This window comes from Acidovorax sp. JG5 (assembly GCF_017939685.1).
Classification (GTDB): Bacteria; Pseudomonadota; Gammaproteobacteria; order Burkholderiales; family Burkholderiaceae_C; genus Acidovorax.
In genome coordinates this window covers 163131-180312 of the sequence record NZ_JAGKSE010000002.1, presented here as the reverse complement: position 1 = coordinate 180312, position 17182 = coordinate 163131, and the positions used below count along the sequence as shown (strand labels likewise).

The following is a 17182-nucleotide window of genomic DNA, read 5'->3' as shown; positions in this document are numbered from 1 at the left end:
ATGCTGGCGCTATTCGGCTGACTGGTGGCGGGCGTGCCGCACGCCCTGGCGCACTTCCTGCACGCCGGCCAGAAAGTCCCAGAACTGCTTGGCCTGGCGCTTGAGGCGGTAGTCCATTTCGGCAAATTGCTGCTCGACGATCTCGGCCATGCGGGTGTCAAAGCTGGCCGGCGGAATCTGTAGATAGGCTTCCGATTCCGAGCCGTCGCGCTGCACCGTGGCGCCGGCCTTGCGCGCGATCTTGAGCATGGCCGCGTTTTCCGACAGCGCATGGATGAACACCATGTTCACCCCCTCATTGCGGGCATGCATGATGGCCCGGTCAAACAGACGCGCACCAAAGCCACGCCCCCGGGCCTTCTTGAGCACCGACACGCCAAACTCGGCACATTGCTGGTGTTCGGGATGCTCGGCAAACGCCAGGTGGGCCATGGCAATCAGCTCCAGGTGGCGGTTGTAGATGCCGAAGATCTCGTCGCGATCAAAATCGAGCTGCTCGGTGTAGCGCCGGATCTGCTCATCCGTGGCCGAATAGCCAAAACGCAGATACCGGTCTGCCGGATCGAGCTGCAGCAGGTGCTGCGTGATGCGCTCACGGTAAGAGGGGCCCAAGGCACGGATGGGCACCATCAGTGGCGTGGGCGCGGCGGCATCGTCCGGCGAATGGCCGGCAAAGGGCGTCAGCATGTCCTTGCCTGCGTCCCACGAAGCTTTGAGCCAGTCTTTGGTTGCGATCATGGAAGTCACCTTAAGGGTTATCCCTTATATTTTCCCGCGAATTTGCTGCGCTGCAACAAAATTGGGTGCGCACACCAAAAACAAACAAAACAGGCTCTAGCCCTTTTAAACAAAGCGCTTGATGCTATTGTTTCAATAGTGTTTGTTACAAAATTGTGTCTAGCCAGTCGCCCACAGCCCTCACACCGGCACTGCGGTGGTGGCTTTCACCCGGTCCAACACAAAGCTCGTCTTGCAGTCCTGCACGCTGGGATGTTTGAGCAGTGTGTCCATGATGAAGCGGCTGTAGTGCGCCATGTCTGCCACCACCACGCGCAACAGATAGTCCATCTCGCCCGTGAGCGCGGCGCACTCCACCACTTCTGGCCAGGTCTGCACGCTGGCACGAAACAGGTCCATGGGATTGCGCTTATGGCTTTCGGTGTGTTTTTCGAGCCGCACATTGAGGTAGGCCGTCAGCCCCAGCCCCACGGCCTCGGGCTTCACCAGGGCCACATAGCGGGCGATCACGCCGCTGTCTTCCAGGCGTTTCACGCGCCGCAGCACCGCACTCGGGGACAACCCGACCTGCTCGCCAATCACGTCGTAGGTTTCGCGCCCGTTGTCCTGCAAGCGGCGCAGGATGGCCTTGTCCAGCTTGTCGAGGGCATTGGCGTCGTTCATTGCGCAGGATTCTACGAACAAGGCTTGCGCCCGGCGCCCCAGGGCGCGGGGTACCAGGCATGCCCTGAATTGGACGCCCCGGCTGCTAGTGGACAGCCAGGCCACCCAACGCTGGCAACCTGCACCACCATTTGATCATTCGCACAATTTCTGCAAACCAAAGGCAAAAGCCTCTTGATTTCGCCAGAAACATGAGCCAGTCCGCACCTAAAGTCCATGACATTCATCCACAACGAATGCCGGAGACACCCCATGAACGCCGCCCTGCCGCAACCAACAGCCGCCCAAATCGAAGCCTGGGACAACCCCATGGGCCTGATGGGGTTCGAGTTCGTCGAGTTCACCTCGCCCACCCCGGGCGTGCTGGAGGCAGTGTTTGAAAAGCTCGGCTTCACGCTGGTGGCCAAGCACCGCTCCAAGGACGTGGTGCTGTACCGCCAGAACGGCATCAACTTCATCCTCAACCGCGAGCCCCAGAGCCAGGCGGCCTACTTCGGCGCCGAGCACGGCCCCTCGGCCTGCGGCCTGGCGTTTCGCGTCAAGGATGCGCACAAGGCCTACAACCGCGCGCTGGAACTGGGCGCCCAGCCTATCGAGATTCCCACCGGCCCGATGGAGCTGCGCCTGCCCGCCATCAAGGGCATCGGCGGCGCGCCGCTGTACCTGATCGACCGCTTTGAAGACGGCAAGTCGATCTACGACATCGACTTTGAATTCATCGACGGCGTGGACCGCCGCCCCGTGGGCCATGGCCTCAACGAGATCGATCACCTCACGCACAACGTGTACCGCGGCCGGATGGGCTTCTGGGCCAATTTCTACGAAAAGCTGTTTGGCTTCCGCGAGATCCGCTACTTCGACATCCAGGGCGAATACACCGGCCTGACCTCCAAGGCCATGACCGCGCCCGACGGCAAGATCCGCATCCCGCTCAACGAAGAATCCAAGCAAGGCGGCGGACAGATCGAAGAATTTTTGATGCAGTTCAACGGCGAGGGCATCCAGCACATCGCGCTGATCTGCGACGACATCCTGGCCACGGTGGACAAGCTCGGGCTGGCCGGCGTGCCCATGGCGCCCGCCCCCAACGACATTTACTACCAGATGCTCGACACCCGCCTGCCCGGCCACGGCCAGCGGGTCAGTGAACTGCAGGCGCGCGGCATCCTGCTGGACGGCACCACGGCCGACGGCACGCCGCGCCTGCTGCTGCAGATATTCTCCACGCCCATGCTGGGCCCGGTGTTCTTCGAGTTCATCCAGCGCAAGGGCGACTACCGCGACGGTTTTGGCGAAGGCAACTTCAAGGCGCTGTTCGAGTCGCTGGAGCGCGACCAGATCGAGCGCGGCGTGCTCGAAGCCAAAAAGCCCTGAGCGGTAGAAGGCCATGGCCGTCGAATCCGTTGTCACACCTGTTGTGTATGGCGCCAGCACCCGCCCGCCGCGCGGCGACTACAGCCGCGCGGGCGCCGACTACACCTGTCCGCAGAACATTGCCGCCTACACCGCCGCCGACCACGACACCTATCGGCGCCTGTACGAACGCCAGTTGGCCCTGTTGCCGGGCCTCGCGAGCGAGGCGTTCATCGCAGCACTGCCCGCACTGGGCATTCAGGACCACATTCCGCGTTTTGAAGAGATCAACGAGCGCCTGGTCAAGGCCACAGGCTGGGAGATCGTGGGCGTGCCGGGCCTGATCCCCGAAGTGCCTTTTTTCACCCTGCTGGCCAACCGCAAGTTCCCGGTGACGGACTGGATTCGCACGCCCGCAGAGTTTGACTACATCGTCGAGCCCGACATCTTCCACGACCTGTTCGGCCATGTGCCGCTGCTGTTCAACCCGGTGTTTGCGGACTACGTGCAGCGCTACGGCCAGGGCGGTCTGAAGGCGCAGGGCCTGGGCGCGTGCGAGATGCTCTCGCGATTGTATTGGTACACCATCGAGTTTGGCTTGATCCGCGAGGCGGGCGGGTTGCGGGCGTATGGCGCGGGGATTTTGAGTTCGTCGGGGGAGTTGGCGTATTCGGTGCAGAGCCCGGAGCCGCAGCGCATTCCACTGGCGCTGGAGCGCACGATGCGCACGCGCTACAAGATCGATACCTACCAGCAGACGTATTTTGTGATCGACAGTTTTGAGCAGCTGTTTGACATGACAGCGGCGGACTTTGCGCCGATCTATGAGCGACTGCGGGGGTTGCCGGAGTTTGCGGCGGATGAGCGGGAGGTGGTTGCGGGTTGAATTTTGAATGAAATTGACTGCGAGCGCATATCCATCAAGCGCTAGAGCCTAAAAACACCAAAAACCACCCTCACCCCCGCGCCATCTCCTTCAGACACGCCCGCATCACCGCAGGATCAAACGCCATCTGCATATGCGCCACCCCCTCCACCAACCGGTTATCCGCGCCCATCAACATCGCCGTACCCGCAGGAAAAACGATGTTGTCGCAGTTCGAATACCAGCAAATAAACCGGGCCGCTCGGGCAGCGGGCTCGTCCTGCTGTAGCTGCTGCACCCAGTCACTCCCCAACGCCATCTGCTGGCCATTGACCGAGCGACTGAAGCGCCCGGCCCAGGTGCCGCCATGCGGTGTGCCCAGCGTAATGACCCGGTGCACGCGCGCCGCAGCGCGGTCCGCAGGCAAGGAGCGCAGCCAGGCGCGGGCCACCAGCCCGCCCATGCTGTGGCCCACCACCACCGGCGCCATGCCGGTGACCTCGGTCACGCGCTGCACTGCGGCGTCGATGGTGGCCGCGTAGTCGTCCATCGAGCCAAAGGCGGGCTCCAGCGTGACCGCCACATAGGCATGGCCGCGCTCGCGCAGCGCAGCCAGCCACGGCAACCAGAACCCCCGGTTGCACAGAAAGCCATGCACCAGCACCACGCCCCGGCGCGTGGCCCGCTGGCCGGGCGCCAGGGGCGGCAGCCAGTCGGGCACGGCGCTGTGGCGAAAGGGCTGGCGCCAGCCGAACACCGCCAGCGCCAACCGTGCCTCGGCCCACCAGGCCGATGCCAGCTGCCGCCATGACGGCCGTGGCGCGGGGTCAGCGCGGTTCACACGCAGCATGGTCACGAACTGCAGCCCCAGCACCAGCCCGAACAATGCCAGCGCGACGGCCACGCCCGCCAGCGCCATCAGCGGCGAGCGGGGCCATTGCCATGCCAGCCAGGCGATCGTGGCCAATAGGTTGAAGAGGACCACGGCTTGCTGCCAGCGTGCGTTCATGGATTCAGGGGGTGTAGCAATGAAACAGTCCGCATTGTGCGGCCAGCCCCAGGAGGACTTGCGATGGACGTCGCCCACACCATCCGCGGCGGCATTGCCGCTGTGAACGCCCTGCGCCAGCGCTGTCGCCTGCGAGACGGAACTGGCGCGCACCCTAGGACAAGCCCGGTAGCCGAGCCCGCGCCCCTGCTCCGACAATCTGGGCCCACACACCTTAGATCGTGAACACGTTCCGAGAACCTGCCCACCGGAACACCCGAGGACACCGCATGGAAAAGATTTGGCTCAAAAGCTACCCCCCGGGGGTTCCCCACGATGTGCAGCCCGAGCAATACCGCTCGGTGGCGCACCTGCTGGAAGAATCCTTTCGCAAGCACGCCTCGAGCCCGTTTTCGGTCTGCATGGACCAGTGGATGTCCTACGGCGAACTCGATCGCCTGTCGGCGGCCCTGGGCGCCTACCTGCAGGGCCTGGGGCTGGAGCCTGGCGCGCGCGTGGCGATCATGCTGCCCAACGTGCCCCAGTTTGGCGTGACCATGGCCGCCGTGCTGCGCGCCGGCTACACCTGCGTCAACGTGAACCCGCTCTACACCGCCCGCGAGCTGGAGCACCAGCTCAAGGACTCGGGCGCCACGGCCATCGTGATCCTGGAGAACTTTGCCCACACCCTGAGCGAGATCATCGAGCACACCGCCGTACAGCAGGTGGTGATGGCGTCCATGGGCGACCTGCTGGGCGCGGTGTATGGCCCGTGGATCACCTTTGCCGTGCGCCATCTGGCCAAGATGGTGCCCACCTACGAGCTGCCCCTGTCCAACGGGCGCAAGGTCGTCTCTTTCAAGAAGGCGCTGGCGCTGGGCGAGCGCCGCACGCTGGCGCCCAGCCAGGCCACGCTCGATTCCACCGCCTTCTTGCAATACACGGGCGGCACCACGGGCCTGTCCAAAGGCGCAGTGCTGACCCACCGCAATATCGTGGCCGCCACGCTGCAGGCCGAGGCCTGGTTCACACCCGCTTTGTCGAAGGTGGGCGACCTGAGTAAGGCGAACAGCATTGCCGCGCTGCCGCTGTATCACATCTTCGCGCTCACGCTGTGTCTGCTGGCCATCCGCCAGGGCTCCAGCCTCACGCTGATTCCCAACCCGCGCGACATTCCGAAATTCATCGAGGTGCTCAAGAAGCGCCCCTTTCACATGCTGCCGGCCGTCAACACGCTGTTCAACGCGCTGCTGCAAAACCCGCAGTTCAAGTCGATCGACTGCTCTCACCTGTGCGTATCGCAGGCCGGGGGCATGGCCGCCAGCGAAGGCACGGCCAAGCAATGGCAAAAGGTCACGGGCAGCACCATGATCGAGGGCTGGGGCATGAGCGAGACCTGCGCCATCGGCACCAACAACCCCGTGACCAACACCGGGTTCAGCGGCACCATCGGCCTGCCGCTGCCGGGCATCGACATCGCCATCAAGGACGACGCGGGCTGCAATCTGCCGCTCGGCGAATCGGGCGAGATCTGCATCCGCGGCCCCAACGTGATGACGGGCTACTACAACCAGCCCGCCGAAAACGCCCTGGCCTTCACGGCCGACCGCTTCATGCGCACGGGCGACATCGGCATCATGGATGCGCAGGGCTACACGCGCATCATCGACCGCAAAAAGGACATGATTCTGGTGAGCGGCTTCAACGTGTTCCCCAACGAACTGGAGCAAGTCATCTCGCTGTGCCCCGGCGTGGTGGAATGCGCGGCCGTGGGCGTGGCCGACGAGAAGCAGGGCGAGGCGATCAAGGTCTTCGTCGTGAGGAGCGACCCGGCACTGACCGAGGACGAGGTGGCCAACTACTGCCACGCCAACCTCACCGGCTACAAACGGCCGAAGTACATCGAGTTCCGCGACGACCTGCCCAAGACCAATGTGGGCAAAATCCTGCGGCGCGAGCTGCGCACGGCCAAATAATTCGCTCACTCATTTATCCATAGCAGATGCCGCACACCCAGCCTGCGCTACCGCCAGATATCACAGTGCTGGAGCGCGGCTGGCTGTCGGCCAACAACATTGTTTTCAGCGGCCGGCACGGCACGGCGGTGGTGGACACGGGTTACTGCAGCCACGCCGACCAGACGGTGGCGCTGGTGCACGGCGCGCTGGCGGGCCGCGCGCTCGACCGCATCCTCAACACCCACCTGCACAGCGACCACTGCGGCGGCAACGCCGCTCTGCAGCAGGCCTGGCCGGGCGCAGAAACCGCCATCCCGCCAGGGCAGGCCGCCCATGTGCGCCACTGGGATGCCTACGCGCTGAGCTACACCCCCACCGGCCAGCAATGCCCACCCTTTCGCTGCGACACCCTGCTGCAGCCCGGCACCACCACGCTGCTGGGCGACAGGGCCTGGCAGGTGCACGCCGCGCCGGGGCACGACCCGCACTCGGTGGTGCTGTTCGAGCCGCACAACGGCATCCTGATCTCGGCCGATGCGCTGTGGGAAAACGGCTTTGGCGTGGTGTTCCCCGAGCTGGAGGGCGAAAGCGCCTTTGCCGACGTGGCCGCCACGCTGGATGTGATCGAGAAGCTCGCGCCCAAGGTGGTGATCCCGGGCCACGGGCCGGTGTTTACCGACGCGGACCACGCCCTGGAAGGCGCCCGCCGCCGCCTGGACGGCTTCGCCCGCAACCCAGCCAAACATGCGCTCTACGCCGCCAAGGTGCTGCTCAAATACAAGCTGCTGGAGTGGCAGAAAATTGCCCTGGCAGACTTGCTCGCCTGGGCGCAGACCACGCCATATTTCGGCATGCTGCACGCCCGCTACTTTGCCGACCAGGCCGAGGCCCCGTGGCTGCACAGCCTGGCCGACGATCTGGTGCGGTCTGGTGCTGCCGTGCGCCAGGGCGAGTGGCTGCACAACGCCTGAGAGACTGAAAGTCTTTCATCCATATCCGCTTTGCACGCCAAAACAGGCGCTAGCGCTTATACAGAAAGCGCCAGCAGCTATTTAATCAATAGCAAACAACCGCCACATGCCAGCGCGCGGGGCATCACGGCAGATCCTTGTTGACTTCAGGTGCAGCGGCTTCGCGCGGGCCGACCGTGCCCAGGCGGCTTTTGAGCGACTGCGGCTGGCCCGTCAGCATGGCGGCGTAATTGGTGGTGTTGGCCAGCACCTTTTTCACGTAGTCGCGCGTTTCGGCAAAGGGCACGTTTTCGGCCCAGATGGCCGCGTCGAGCACCGGGCCGTTGCGCCAGCTGCGCGGGCGGCCGGGGCCGGCGTTGTAGGCCGCGGCGGCCATGGGCATGGAGCCGGCGAAATCATCGAGCGCCAGCTTGAGGTAGGCCGTGCCGATGGTGATGTTGGTGTCGCGGTCGGTGATCTGGTCGGGCGTGAAGCCGGTCAGCCCGATCTTGCGGGCCGTCCAGCGGGCCGTGGCCGGCATCACCTGCATGAGGCCCGAAGCGCCCACGCCCGAGCGCGCATCCATCACGAAGCGGCTTTCCTGGCGGATCAGGCCATAGACGTAAGCCGGGTCGAGCCCGATGCCCTGGGCGCGCTCGACCACGGCGTTGCGAAACGGCGTGGGAAAGCGCTGCGCGGTGTCGGTGACGGCCTTGGTGCGCTCGCTGGTGTTGATGCAGCGGTCCCACACCTCGCGCTGGCAGGCCAGGTCGGCGGCGGCCAGCAGCTCGCGGTCGGCCATGCCGCCGGGGGTGTGCAGGTTGGTGGTGTAGTTCCACTCACGCACGCCTTCGCTGCGCAGGCCCAGCACAATGGCGTAAAGGCCGCGGTTAAGGCCGGGGTTGGCGCGGGCCGCGGCCTTTTCCTCGGCGGTCAGCGGCGCGGGCGCGGGCGGCGTTGTGATGCGCTGGCCCAGCTCTTCCAGCGCCAGCTGTTCATAAAAGCCACGCGTTCCGGCAATGCCCTCCAGCCATTGCCGCGCTTGGGCGCGCTCGGCCTCGCTGGGCTTGGCGGCCAGCAGGGCGCGGGCTTTCCAGTACACCCAGGTGCTTTCCTGACGGGCCTCGTCGCTCATGGCGTCCACGGTGTTGCCCACAGCTTTCCACTGGCCGGCGCGCAACGCGGCGCGCACCTTCCAGCCCAGCAGGTCGTCGTTCAGGTGGCTGTTGCGCGTCACGTTGGAGAAATAACCATGTGCGCTGCCCGAGAGCTTTTGCGCGGCGGATTTGCCAATGACACCCCAGGCCCAGTTGCGTTCTTCGGCCGAGAAGTACTCGCTCCATTTGCTGTCGAGCTGGTACGCCGCACCGTCGGGGTCGGCGGCGGCCAGCCTGATCAGTGCGAGCAGCACCAGCTCCTGGCGCACCCGGCTACCGGCCGTGTTGCGCGACAGCAGGTATTTGCTGGGCGCGTCCAGCGCCTCCTTGAGCTGCCCCAGCGCCTCGGGCGCAACGATCTCCACCGCGGCCCGCACCACGCGCGGGCGGTTGGCCTCGGCGCCCAGGCGAGCCTTGCGCCAGACGTCCAGGGCCGAGAGCTTCTTGTCGCCGTAGAACTCGCTGGCCGCGTGGGTGCAGCCGTCGTCCGCATCGCGCTGCGCATACCAGTTGCGGCGCACATCGGCGGCGGCGCTGGCGGGGGCCGTGCCTTTGATCTGGTCGATCAGCAGGGCGTAGCAGTGCACCTCGCGGTCGTCCGACATGCGGTAGCTGGGGTGCTGCTCGGCAAACTGCGCCCAGTCGCGCCGCTGGCCCAGCAGCAGCAGCCAGTCGTTGCGCAGGCGGTCTTCCTGGTAGGTGCCGGCGTAGCGTTGCAAAAACGCCTGCACTTCCTGCGGCGGGGCCTCGTCCAGGCGCAGTTTCAGCTCCCAATAGGCGGCCCAGGGCTCGAGCGCGTGGCCGCGCGCGGCGGGCAGCAGCTGCGCGAGCTTGTTGCGGTCGCCCTTGCGGAACGCCTGCTGCATCTCCAGCAGGGTGTCGTCGCCCCGGTTTTGCGCCTGGACAAGGGGCGCAGCAGTGGCCAGCACGGCGGCGGCGACAAGGGGTGTCAGAATGGCTCTGAGTAATTGCATGGGGGAATTATCTGATGGACAAAGCAGCCCTTCGGCGCGCATTGATAGAAGAACGCCTCAACCTGCCCGATCGCCTACAGCGCGCCGACCTGTTACAGCAGGTGATGCGCATCTGGCTGGTGAACCGGCCCGACACCGTGATCGGCGCCTACTGGCCCATCAAGGGCGAGTTCGACCCCCTGCCCGCCCTGCACCGCTGGAAGGAAGACGGCGAACTGCTGGACGAGCCCCTGCGTCGGCGCATCGGCCTGCCGGTGGTCAACAAGCAGCACAAAACACTCACCTTTCATGCCTGGCACCCCGGCTGCCCCATGGAAGAAGACGCCTATGGCATCCCCAAGCCCAAGGACACCGAGGTCATCGTGCCCACGCTGCTGTTTGTGCCCTGCGTGGGCTATGCCCCCGGCGGCTACCGCCTGGGCTATGGCGGCGGCTTTTACGACCGCACGCTGGCCACGCTGCAACCCAGGCCCTTCACCGTGGGCCTGGGGTACACGCACGGCTACCTGGACGACTTCGAGCCCGAAGCGTTCGACCTGCCGCTCGACGCCATCCTGAACGACAACGGCGTGGTCTGGCCGGTGTAGCCGGCGCCGCAGCACGCGGGCGCGGCGCAAGCCGGTTCAAACCCAGGTTCAATACAACCCGCCAAAACGCATGAGCATGGCCTCTTCGCGCTCTTGCTGTCGGGCCAGGGCCGCCTGTTCGCGCAACCAGCGCTTGAGTTCGGCGTCGTCGCGCACGCGCTCCAGATCCTGCTGCATGGTCTGTGCGGTGTGGGCCATCTCATGCTGCAGCTGTTGCAGATGCGCTGCCAGCACAGGCGCCTTCGTGGTGGCGGTCACCATCACGCCCAATTCATCGCTGAGCCGCATTTCCGCCTCGGCCACCTCGTACTCCAGCACCGCCACTTGCTCCTTCAAGAGCAGCGACAGCGCCGCCAGCTTTTCGTCGGCCATGCGGGCAATGTGGGCCTCGTCCACCTGCTCGGCCTGCAGTTGCAGGCGCAGCAGCGTGACCAGGTCGCCACGCTCGTTGGCGGCGTTGGCCTGGGCCATCAGCGCGCTCTTGCGCTGGCGCTCTGCGGGGTCGGTCTCGCGGTCCGGGTGCAAGGCGCTGGCCAGTTGCCGGTAAATGGCGCGCATGGCGGCCTTGGCATCCAGCGCGTGCTGCTCGGCCTTGCGCTGCTTTTCAGTGGGCGGGCGCTTGGCTTTGCGCTCGGCCTGGCGCGCTTGCTCGGCCTCCCGGTCGGCCTGCACCTGGCGCATCACGGCTTCGAGCAAGTCTTGGGGCGAATCCAGGTCGTCAACGCCATCCAGATCCAGCGGTCGCCCCAGAAACTGCTCCATTGCATTCAGCACCTGCTGCTTGGCGTCCTGAAGTTCCTGCGCCTGCTGCGCCTGGGCCTCGGGCGGAAAGTACTGCGCATGCAACGCCGTCCACTGCGCCTCGTCCATTTCCTGCTGCACGACCAGCAACAGGCTCTGCACCAGGCCGCGCACCGATTTTTGCTGGGCCGCCGACAAGCCCTTGCGCTGCAGCCGCTCGTGCAGATAAAGCAGCATCTGCGCCTGTGTCTGCGCAATGCGGCGCTCAAGCTCCGAAAGCTGCGCCAGATGCGGCCCGCGCACGCTGGCCGCCAACTGTTCGATGTCCTGCATCTGGCGGCCCAGGTTGTCCACCCGTGCCAGCAGCTTGTTAAAGCGCTGCTGTGCGGGGCTGAGTTTGCCCTGCGCGGTTTTTTTCACTTTCAGGCGCGCCACACTGTCGGTGACCGGGGCGGGCTCAGCGGCTGGCACTTCGCCAAACAGATCGAGAGAGGGGGTGGTGTTCATCGTTCGTGCAACCTTCAAGAGCCATGCGTCCGATGCCAGGGGAAAGCACCGCAACCCAGCGCAGGCGCCCCGGAAAAGGGTGGCGATCCCGAGAAGGCTCGCGCCCACCGGGGTGTCGGCGCTAGCATGGTGGCCGTGTATTTTCCCATCACAGGTGCCCCATGCCCCAGCTCTACATCGGCAACAAAAACTATTCCTCGTGGTCCATGCGCCCCTGGGTGCTGCTGCGCCAGGCAGGTATTGCATTCGACGAAGTGCGCGTGCGCTTTGACAGCTTCGAGGCCGGCTCGGAGTTCAAGCGCACCCTCGGCGCTGTCAGCCCCACGGGCAAGGTGCCGGTGCTGGTCGATGGCGACCTGGTGGTGTGGGACACCCTGGCGATTGCCGAATACCTGGCCGAGAATTACCCCGAGAAACAGCTCTGGCCCCAGGACAAGGCGGCCCGCGCGCGTGCCCGCAGCGTCTGCGCCGAGATGCACAGCGGCTTCACCGCGCTGCGCAGCCACTGCCCCATGAACATCGAAGCAAATCTTGCCGACACCGGGGCCCTGATCTGGCGCGACCAGAGCGCCGTGCGCGCCGACGTGCAGCGCCTGGTGGACATGTGGAGCGGCCTGCTCGCGCAATACGGCGGGCCGATGCTGTTTGGCGCGTTCACCATCGCCGACGCCTTCTACGCCCCCGTGTGCATGCGCCTTGCCACCTACGGCCTGCCGGTGCCCGCGCACATCGCCGCCTATGTGGACCGTGTGCGCGAACTGCCGGGCGTGAAGACCTGGATCGATGACGCCCTGGCGGAGCAGGATTTCCGCGCATTCGAGGAGCCTTACCGGCTCCAGCGCTGAGCCAGAAACGCCTCAGCCCGGCCGAAACTGCTTGCGCAAAAACGGCTTGTGCCGCGCAATGTGCGCCATCTGCGCGGGGGCAATGGTGCCGCCCAGGTCCACGCCATCGCCGTTGAGCACCTCGTTGGCATAGGCCAGCGCGCGCGCCACCACCTCTTCGTCGCCCACGCCCTGCTGCGCGGCCAGATCCAGCGCCACGCGCTTCATGGCGCGCTGCGACAGCATCCACATGGCGCCAAAGGCGTCCCAGGCTGCGGCGGCTTCCTTGAACTTGTCGTGCTCGGCCAGGATGCTGCTGAGCGGCTTGGCCAGGATCTCCTGCAGGTCGTCCACCCTGGATTGCAAGGCCTCGAACTGCGCCTCGCGCTGCAGGGCGGCCGCGGCGGCGTTGGCTGCGGCGTCGGGTGCGGTGGGCACGGGCACGCTGCCGTCGGGGTTGAGCTGGGCAATGGTGAGGTCAGACGATAGGGACATGGTGGGCTGGAATATACGGCCGGGGGGCCCGGCCTAAACTACGCCGATGCAAATCTACATGGTAGGCGGCGCCGTCCGCGACAAGCTACTGGGCCGCCCCGTGAATGACCACGACTGGGTGGTGGTGGGTGCCACGCCCGAGCAGATGCGGGCGCTGGGCTATCTGCCGGTGGGGCGCGACTTTCCGGTTTTTCTGCACCCCGAAACGCGCGAGGAATACGCGCTGGCGCGCACCGAGCGCAAAAGCGGGCGCGGCTACCGGGGTTTCGTGGTGCAAAGCTCACCCGATGTGACGCTGGAAGAAGACCTGGCGCGGCGCGACCTTACTATCAATGCGATAGCTACTAGCGCAGACCCATCAAGCGCTACAGGCCATTTTGACCCTTATGGCGGCGAACGCGACCTGCACGACCGCGTGCTGCGCCACGTCACCGACTCGTTTCGCGAAGACCCGGTGCGCATCCTGCGCGTGGCGCGGTTTGCCGCGCGTTTCACCGACTTCACGGTGGCGCCCGAGACGATGCAGCTCATGCGCGAGATGGTGGCGCACGGCGAGGCCGACCACCTGGTGGCCGAGCGCGTGTGGCAAGAGCTGGCGCGCGGGCTGATGGAGGAGCGCCCCTCGCGCATGTTCGAGGTGCTGCGCGCATGCGGCGCCCTCGCCGTGGTGCTGCCCGAGGTGGACCGCCTGTGGGGCGTGCCCCAGCGCGCCGAATACCACCCCGAAGCGGACACCGGCGTGCACCTGATGCGGGTGCTGGACATGGCGGCGCGGCTGCAGGCGCCACTGGCCGTGCGCTTTGCCTGCCTCACGCACGAGCTGGGTGAAAAATTGGGGTCAGAAAAATTGGGGTCAGACTCCAATTTCTCCAATTTCCCTATCGGCCACGGGCAGCGCAGCGCCAAACGGCTCCAGGCCCTGTGCGAGCGCCTGCGCGTGCCCACCGAATGCCGCGAAACCGCCGACGTGGTGGCGCGCGAGCACGGCAACATCCACCGCAGCGGCGAGCTGGGCGCAGCGGCCCTGGTGCGCCTGATCGAGCGCTGCGACGGCATTCGCAAGCCGGCGCGCTTTGACGAAATCTTGCTGGCCTGCGAGTGCGACGCGCGCGGGCGCCTGGGCTTTGAGGAAGCGCCCTACCCGCAGCGCCAGCGGCTGCGCGAAGCACTCGCCGCGGTGCAGTCGGTTGCTACCAGTGTGATAGCTGCACGCGCAGCACAGGCGGGCGTTACAGGCCAAAAAGTGGGTGAAATGATCCACGCAGCGCGGGTGCAGGCCGTGGCCGCCTGGCCAGGGCTGGCGCCCGCGCCCGGCGCCTGATCAAGCAATCAAGCAGCCTGCACCGAGCGCACCCAGCGCACGATGTCGGCCGCGCCCATCGCACCCGAAATGCGCGACAGCTCGCGTCCGCCCTGGAACAGCACCATGGTCGGAATGCTGCGGATGTTGTAGGGCGCCGCCACCTGCGGGTGGGCCTCGGTATCGAGCTTGGCCAGGCGCACACCGGGCTCCAACTCGCGTGCGGCCTGCGCAAACGCTGGGGCCATCTGGCGGCAGGGGCCGCACCAGGGCGCCCAGAAATCGACCAGCACCGGGATATGGCTGCGCTGCACATGCTTGCCAAAGCTGGCAGCGTCGAGCGCCAGTGGTGCGCCCGTGAACAGCGGCTGGTGGCAACTGCCGCAGTCAGGCTGGCTGCCCAGTTGCGCCGCCTGGACGCGGTTGGTGGTGTGGCAGTGGGGGCAGACGATGTGCAGGGCTTCGGTCATGGCGGGGCTTTCGATGCGGAGTCTTGGGGACATCGGGCCGTGGGCCTTGAAATTCAAGGCGCGGAGAGGTTGCGCTTTAAAGCCACTTCACAGCCAGGCTCAGCAAAAAACTCAGCAGCACCGTGCTGGCCAGCGGAATGAACCAGTCGCGCCCGAATAGCCGAAAACGAAAATCCCCCGGCAGCCGCCCCAGCCCCATGCGCTGCAGCCAGGGCGACAGGCCGTTGATAAGCACCAGCGCCAGGAAGACAACGATGAGCCAGCGGATCATGGCAAGGCCTTTTTCATGCACTCAAAGCCGGTGCGATCGGTCGCCGCGCGCAAAACCCAGCGCGTCCCACGGCTCGCCTTTGGCCAGCGCCAGTACCTTGAACAACTCGCCCATCTCGTGCTCCATGATCAATTTGGCCGCTGTTGCCCGTTGCGCCTGCGGAAGCTGCTCCATTTTTGGAAGCAGCCCGCAGTTGATCAGAAAGTGCGCCTGCGTGGTGTAGCCCAGCACTTCCAGCCCGGCCTCCTGCGCGGCCAGCGCCATGGCGGTGAAGTTGACATGGGCGGTGATGTCTTTCAGGCCCACCGCCACCAGCGGGTCGCCGTCGGCCAGGTGGCCCTGGTGGCACATCACCGTGCCCATGTGGCGCTGCGGGTGGTAGTACTCACTCTCGCCAAAACCATAGTCCAGCAAGAAAATGGCGCCGCGCACCAGCCGGTCGGCCAGGGTGCGGATGAAGCCTTCGCCCTGGGCGTGGATTTCCGTCAGATAGTCGTGCGGGCCTTCGATCTCGACGGGCGGGCGCAGGCCGGTGGGCCGGTCGGCCCAGACGAAGGCGCCTTCGTGCACGGCCACGCCGCGTTCATACCAACCATCACCGTCTTTGCCGCCCTCTTGCCCGCCGTGGCGGGCCAGCAGTTGCACGGGCATGGCATCGAGCACCTCGTTGCCCACCACCACGCCCTCGAACTGCGCGGGCAGCGCGTCCAGCCATTGCAGCTTGTGCGCATGCCGGGCCAGCAGGGCCTGCTGGCGCGCGCGCAGGCTGCCCGACAGATCAACGATGGTGTAGCGCTGCACCCGGTCGCCCAGCGCGTCGAGCAGTTGCAGCGCCAGGGCGCCCGAACCGGCGCCAAACTCCCAGATTTCGTGGGTGCCGGTCTGCTCCAGCGCCTCGTCCACCTGGGCGGCCAGGGTCTGGCCGAACAGCGGCGTGAGCTCGGGCGCCGTGACGAAGTCGCTGCCCGACTGCGGCATGGCGCCGAATTTGGTGGAATCGTTGGCGTAATAGCCCAGGCCCGGGGTGTACAGGGCCAACGCCATGAATCGGTCAAACCCGATCCAGCCGCCGGCGGCGGCAATGGCCCCGGCGATGTGGGTTTGGAGGGCGGTCGTTAAACTTGTGGGTTCTGTCGTCACGGCCTGCATTGTCCCCGAATGTCCACCACCCCCCGTCCGCGTACCGTCCTGGTCACCGGCGCCGCCCGGCGCCTGGGCCGCAGCATTGCGCTGGCGCTGGCGGCAGGCGGCTGGCAGGTGGCGGTGCATTACCGCACATCGCAGCAAGATGCTATCGATACAGTAGCTTCCTGCGCACAGCTGACAAGCGCCAGCGCCCATTTTGATGCAGATTTTAACGACGAGGCGTCGGTGCGCGCCTTGCTGCCCCGCGTGATCGACCACTTTGGCAGCGTGGATGCGGTGGTCAACAGCGCCTCGCTGTTCGAGCACGACAACGCCCAGTCCTTCGGGTTTGCCGCACTCGAAAAGCACCTGCGCAGCAACACCGGCGCCCCCATCGTGCTGGCCCAGGCCCTGCACCAGCATCTGCAGGAGCGCGCCGCCGCCGGCGATGCCGACGCGCACGGCGCCGTGGTCAACCTGCTGGACCAGAAGCTCTGGAACCAGAACCCCGATTTTCTGAGCTACACGCTCTCCAAGGCCGCGCTCGAAGCCGCTGGCACCATGCTGGCGCTGGCGCTGGCGCCGCGCGTGCGGGTGGTGGGCGTGGCGCCCGGCCTCACGCTCACCAGCCATCTGCTGAGCGACGAAAAATTCCAGCAACTGCACGCCCTGAGCCCGCTGGGCCGCTCGTCCACCGCCGACGACGTGGCGGCCACCGTGCGCTTTGCGCTGGAGAACCGGTCGATCACCGGCACCACGCTGCTCGTCGATGGTGGTCAGCACCTGATGAAATTCGAGCGTGACTTTTCCCTGATGTGAGCCCATGCTCACCCCCACACCATGAACCAAGCCACCGGTCTCCAGACCCTGACCCTCACCGGGCTGCGCTTTGATGCCAACCTGGGCATCCTGGCGCACGAGAAAAAAGCCCCCCAGCCGATCCAGGTCGATGCCGAGCTGAGCCTGGGCGCGCAGCCGCTGGCGCCGCACGACGACGACATCGCGCATGTGCTCGACTACCGCAAGGTGCGCCAGATCATCATCGACGAGTGCACGGCCGAGCATGTGAACCTGCTCGAAAGCCTGATCGGCAAGCTGGCGCAGCGGCTGATGCAGCTGCCCGGCGTGCTGGGCGTGCGCGTGAAAATCGCCAAGCTCGAAATTTTTGACGACTGCGAAGTGGCGATCCGCATGGAGACAGGACAGTGGTGAACGC

General features: G+C 65.8%; 18 protein-coding genes. 9 read left to right on the top strand and 9 right to left on the bottom strand.

All coding sequences use genetic code 11. The features are described 5' to 3' along the window. Window positions 1-9: 9 nt before the first annotated feature. Together J8G26_RS03220 and J8G26_RS03215 are read right to left on the bottom strand one after the other, a co-directional pair. Window positions 10-738: a GNAT family N-acetyltransferase gene (locus J8G26_RS03220; RefSeq protein ID WP_210567897.1), complete on the bottom strand. Its 729-nt coding sequence runs from the start codon at window positions 736-738 to the stop codon at window positions 10-12. Window positions 739-918: 180 nt separating this feature from the next. Next, window positions 919-1401 carry an Lrp/AsnC family transcriptional regulator gene (locus J8G26_RS03215; protein ID WP_087747695.1) on the bottom strand — a complete coding sequence of 161 codons (483 nt, stop codon included), beginning with the start codon at window positions 1399-1401 and terminating at the stop codon, window positions 919-921. Between the two features lie 252 nt (window positions 1402-1653). On the opposite strand from J8G26_RS03215, the gene hppD reads away from it, so the two are divergent. Together hppD and phhA are read left to right on the top strand one after the other, a co-directional pair. Continuing rightward, window positions 1654-2775 carry a 4-hydroxyphenylpyruvate dioxygenase gene (gene hppD, locus J8G26_RS03210; RefSeq protein ID WP_210567896.1) on the top strand — a complete coding sequence of 374 codons (1122 nt, stop codon included), beginning with the start codon at window positions 1654-1656 and terminating at the stop codon, window positions 2773-2775. 13 nt (window positions 2776-2788) lie between these two features. Then, window positions 2789-3640 carry a phenylalanine 4-monooxygenase gene (gene phhA / locus J8G26_RS03205; RefSeq protein ID WP_210567895.1) on the top strand — a complete coding sequence of 284 codons (852 nt, stop codon included), beginning with the start codon at window positions 2789-2791 and terminating at the stop codon, window positions 3638-3640. 70 nt (window positions 3641-3710) lie between these two features. On the opposite strand, the gene J8G26_RS03200 is transcribed toward phhA, so the two are convergent. Next, complete coding sequence (locus J8G26_RS03200) at window positions 3711-4628, bottom strand: alpha/beta fold hydrolase (protein ID WP_087747698.1); 918 nt, start codon at window positions 4626-4628, stop codon at window positions 3711-3713. Window positions 4629-4897: 269 nt separating this feature from the next. Here J8G26_RS03200 and J8G26_RS03195 point away from each other — a divergent pair, with 269 nt between their 5' ends. Then, window positions 4898-6583 carry an AMP-binding protein gene (locus J8G26_RS03195; protein ID WP_210567894.1) on the top strand — a complete coding sequence of 562 codons (1686 nt, stop codon included), beginning with the start codon at window positions 4898-4900 and terminating at the stop codon, window positions 6581-6583. 26 nt (window positions 6584-6609) lie between these two features. Then, window positions 6610-7536: an MBL fold metallo-hydrolase gene (locus tag J8G26_RS03190; protein WP_210567893.1), complete on the top strand. Its 927-nt coding sequence runs from the start codon at window positions 6610-6612 to the stop codon at window positions 7534-7536. Window positions 7537-7660: 124 nt separating this feature from the next. Here the strand turns inward: J8G26_RS03190 and J8G26_RS03185 are convergent, their stop codons facing one another. After that, a complete protein-coding gene (locus J8G26_RS03185) occupies window positions 7661-9646 on the bottom strand; it encodes a lytic transglycosylase domain-containing protein (protein ID WP_210567892.1) in 1986 nt (661 codons plus the stop codon). 14 nt (window positions 9647-9660) lie between these two features. Here J8G26_RS03185 and J8G26_RS03180 point away from each other — a divergent pair, with 14 nt between their 5' ends. Then, window positions 9661-10233 carry a 5-formyltetrahydrofolate cyclo-ligase gene (locus tag J8G26_RS03180; protein WP_210567891.1) on the top strand — a complete coding sequence of 191 codons (573 nt, stop codon included), beginning with the start codon at window positions 9661-9663 and terminating at the stop codon, window positions 10231-10233. A 48-nt stretch (window positions 10234-10281) separates the two neighbouring features. Here J8G26_RS03180 and J8G26_RS03175 read toward each other — a convergent pair whose 3' ends face one another. After that, the gene (locus tag J8G26_RS03175) at window positions 10282-11481 is read right to left on the bottom strand and encodes a hypothetical protein (RefSeq protein ID WP_087747703.1); all 1200 of its coding nucleotides are present in this window, start codon (window positions 11479-11481) and stop codon (window positions 10282-10284) included. A gap of 161 nt (window positions 11482-11642) precedes the next feature. Between J8G26_RS03175 and J8G26_RS03170 the strand changes: the two genes are divergently transcribed. After that, window positions 11643-12326 carry a glutathione S-transferase family protein gene (locus J8G26_RS03170; RefSeq protein WP_210567890.1) on the top strand — a complete coding sequence of 228 codons (684 nt, stop codon included), beginning with the start codon at window positions 11643-11645 and terminating at the stop codon, window positions 12324-12326. 12 nt (window positions 12327-12338) lie between these two features. On the opposite strand, the gene J8G26_RS03165 is transcribed toward J8G26_RS03170, so the two are convergent. Beyond that, complete coding sequence (locus tag J8G26_RS03165; protein WP_087747705.1) at window positions 12339-12800, bottom strand: hypothetical protein; 462 nt, start codon at window positions 12798-12800, stop codon at window positions 12339-12341. Between the two features lie 46 nt (window positions 12801-12846). Between J8G26_RS03165 and J8G26_RS03160 the strand changes: the two genes are divergently transcribed. After that, window positions 12847-14121 carry a multifunctional CCA addition/repair protein gene (locus J8G26_RS03160; RefSeq protein WP_210567889.1) on the top strand — a complete coding sequence of 425 codons (1275 nt, stop codon included), beginning with the start codon at window positions 12847-12849 and terminating at the stop codon, window positions 14119-14121. Window positions 14122-14129: 8 nt separating this feature from the next. On the opposite strand, the gene trxC is transcribed toward J8G26_RS03160, so the two are convergent. From trxC to J8G26_RS03145, 3 genes are all read right to left on the bottom strand, one after another. Beyond that, window positions 14130-14570, bottom strand: coding sequence for a thioredoxin TrxC (gene trxC, locus J8G26_RS03155; protein ID WP_210568036.1), 441 nt, complete (start codon window positions 14568-14570; stop codon window positions 14130-14132). 76 nt (window positions 14571-14646) lie between these two features. After that, on the bottom strand, window positions 14647-14841 hold the full coding sequence (locus tag J8G26_RS03150) for a DUF2905 domain-containing protein (RefSeq protein ID WP_210567888.1): 195 nt from the start codon (window positions 14839-14841) through the stop codon (window positions 14647-14649). 21 nt (window positions 14842-14862) lie between these two features. Then, the gene (locus J8G26_RS03145) at window positions 14863-15990 is read right to left on the bottom strand and encodes an SAM-dependent methyltransferase (RefSeq protein WP_210567887.1); all 1128 of its coding nucleotides are present in this window, start codon (window positions 15988-15990) and stop codon (window positions 14863-14865) included. A gap of 9 nt (window positions 15991-15999) precedes the next feature. On the opposite strand from J8G26_RS03145, the gene J8G26_RS03140 reads away from it, so the two are divergent. Continuing rightward, window positions 16000-16785: an SDR family oxidoreductase gene (locus J8G26_RS03140; RefSeq protein ID WP_210567886.1), complete on the top strand. Its 786-nt coding sequence runs from the start codon at window positions 16000-16002 to the stop codon at window positions 16783-16785. Window positions 16786-16806: 21 nt separating this feature from the next. Next, complete coding sequence (locus J8G26_RS03135) at window positions 16807-17178, top strand: dihydroneopterin aldolase (RefSeq protein WP_087747710.1); 372 nt, start codon at window positions 16807-16809, stop codon at window positions 17176-17178. Window positions 17179-17182 lie beyond the last annotated feature (4 nt).

Bases quoted from the DNA above. Each gene is read 5' to 3' on its own strand.
- J8G26_RS03220 (WP_210567897.1), bottom strand. From the start codon at position 738: ATGATCGCAACCAAAGACTGGCTCAAAGCTTCGTGGGACGCAGGCAAG.
- J8G26_RS03215 (WP_087747695.1), bottom strand. From the start codon at position 1,401: ATGAACGACGCCAATGCCCTCGACAAGCTGGACAAGGCCATCCTGCGC.
- hppD (WP_210567896.1), top strand. From the start codon at position 1,654: ATGAACGCCGCCCTGCCGCAACCAACAGCCGCCCAAATCGAAGCCTGG.
- phhA (WP_210567895.1), top strand. From the start codon at position 2,789: ATGGCCGTCGAATCCGTTGTCACACCTGTTGTGTATGGCGCCAGCACC.
- J8G26_RS03200 (WP_087747698.1), bottom strand. From the start codon at position 4,628: ATGAACGCACGCTGGCAGCAAGCCGTGGTCCTCTTCAACCTATTGGCC.
- J8G26_RS03195 (WP_210567894.1), top strand. From the start codon at position 4,898: ATGGAAAAGATTTGGCTCAAAAGCTACCCCCCGGGGGTTCCCCACGAT.
- J8G26_RS03190 (WP_210567893.1), top strand. From the start codon at position 6,610: ATGCCGCACACCCAGCCTGCGCTACCGCCAGATATCACAGTGCTGGAG.
- J8G26_RS03185 (WP_210567892.1), bottom strand. From the start codon at position 9,646: ATGCAATTACTCAGAGCCATTCTGACACCCCTTGTCGCCGCCGCCGTG.
- J8G26_RS03180 (WP_210567891.1), top strand. From the start codon at position 9,661: ATGGACAAAGCAGCCCTTCGGCGCGCATTGATAGAAGAACGCCTCAAC.
- J8G26_RS03175 (WP_087747703.1), bottom strand. From the start codon at position 11,481: ATGAACACCACCCCCTCTCTCGATCTGTTTGGCGAAGTGCCAGCCGCT.
- J8G26_RS03170 (WP_210567890.1), top strand. From the start codon at position 11,643: ATGCCCCAGCTCTACATCGGCAACAAAAACTATTCCTCGTGGTCCATG.
- J8G26_RS03165 (WP_087747705.1), bottom strand. From the start codon at position 12,800: ATGTCCCTATCGTCTGACCTCACCATTGCCCAGCTCAACCCCGACGGC.
- J8G26_RS03160 (WP_210567889.1), top strand. From the start codon at position 12,847: ATGCAAATCTACATGGTAGGCGGCGCCGTCCGCGACAAGCTACTGGGC.
- trxC (WP_210568036.1), bottom strand. From the start codon at position 14,570: ATGACCGAAGCCCTGCACATCGTCTGCCCCCACTGCCACACCACCAAC.
- J8G26_RS03150 (WP_210567888.1), bottom strand. From the start codon at position 14,841: ATGATCCGCTGGCTCATCGTTGTCTTCCTGGCGCTGGTGCTTATCAAC.
- J8G26_RS03145 (WP_210567887.1), bottom strand. From the start codon at position 15,990: ATGCAGGCCGTGACGACAGAACCCACAAGTTTAACGACCGCCCTCCAA.
- J8G26_RS03140 (WP_210567886.1), top strand. From the start codon at position 16,000: ATGTCCACCACCCCCCGTCCGCGTACCGTCCTGGTCACCGGCGCCGCC.
- J8G26_RS03135 (WP_087747710.1), top strand. From the start codon at position 16,807: ATGAACCAAGCCACCGGTCTCCAGACCCTGACCCTCACCGGGCTGCGC.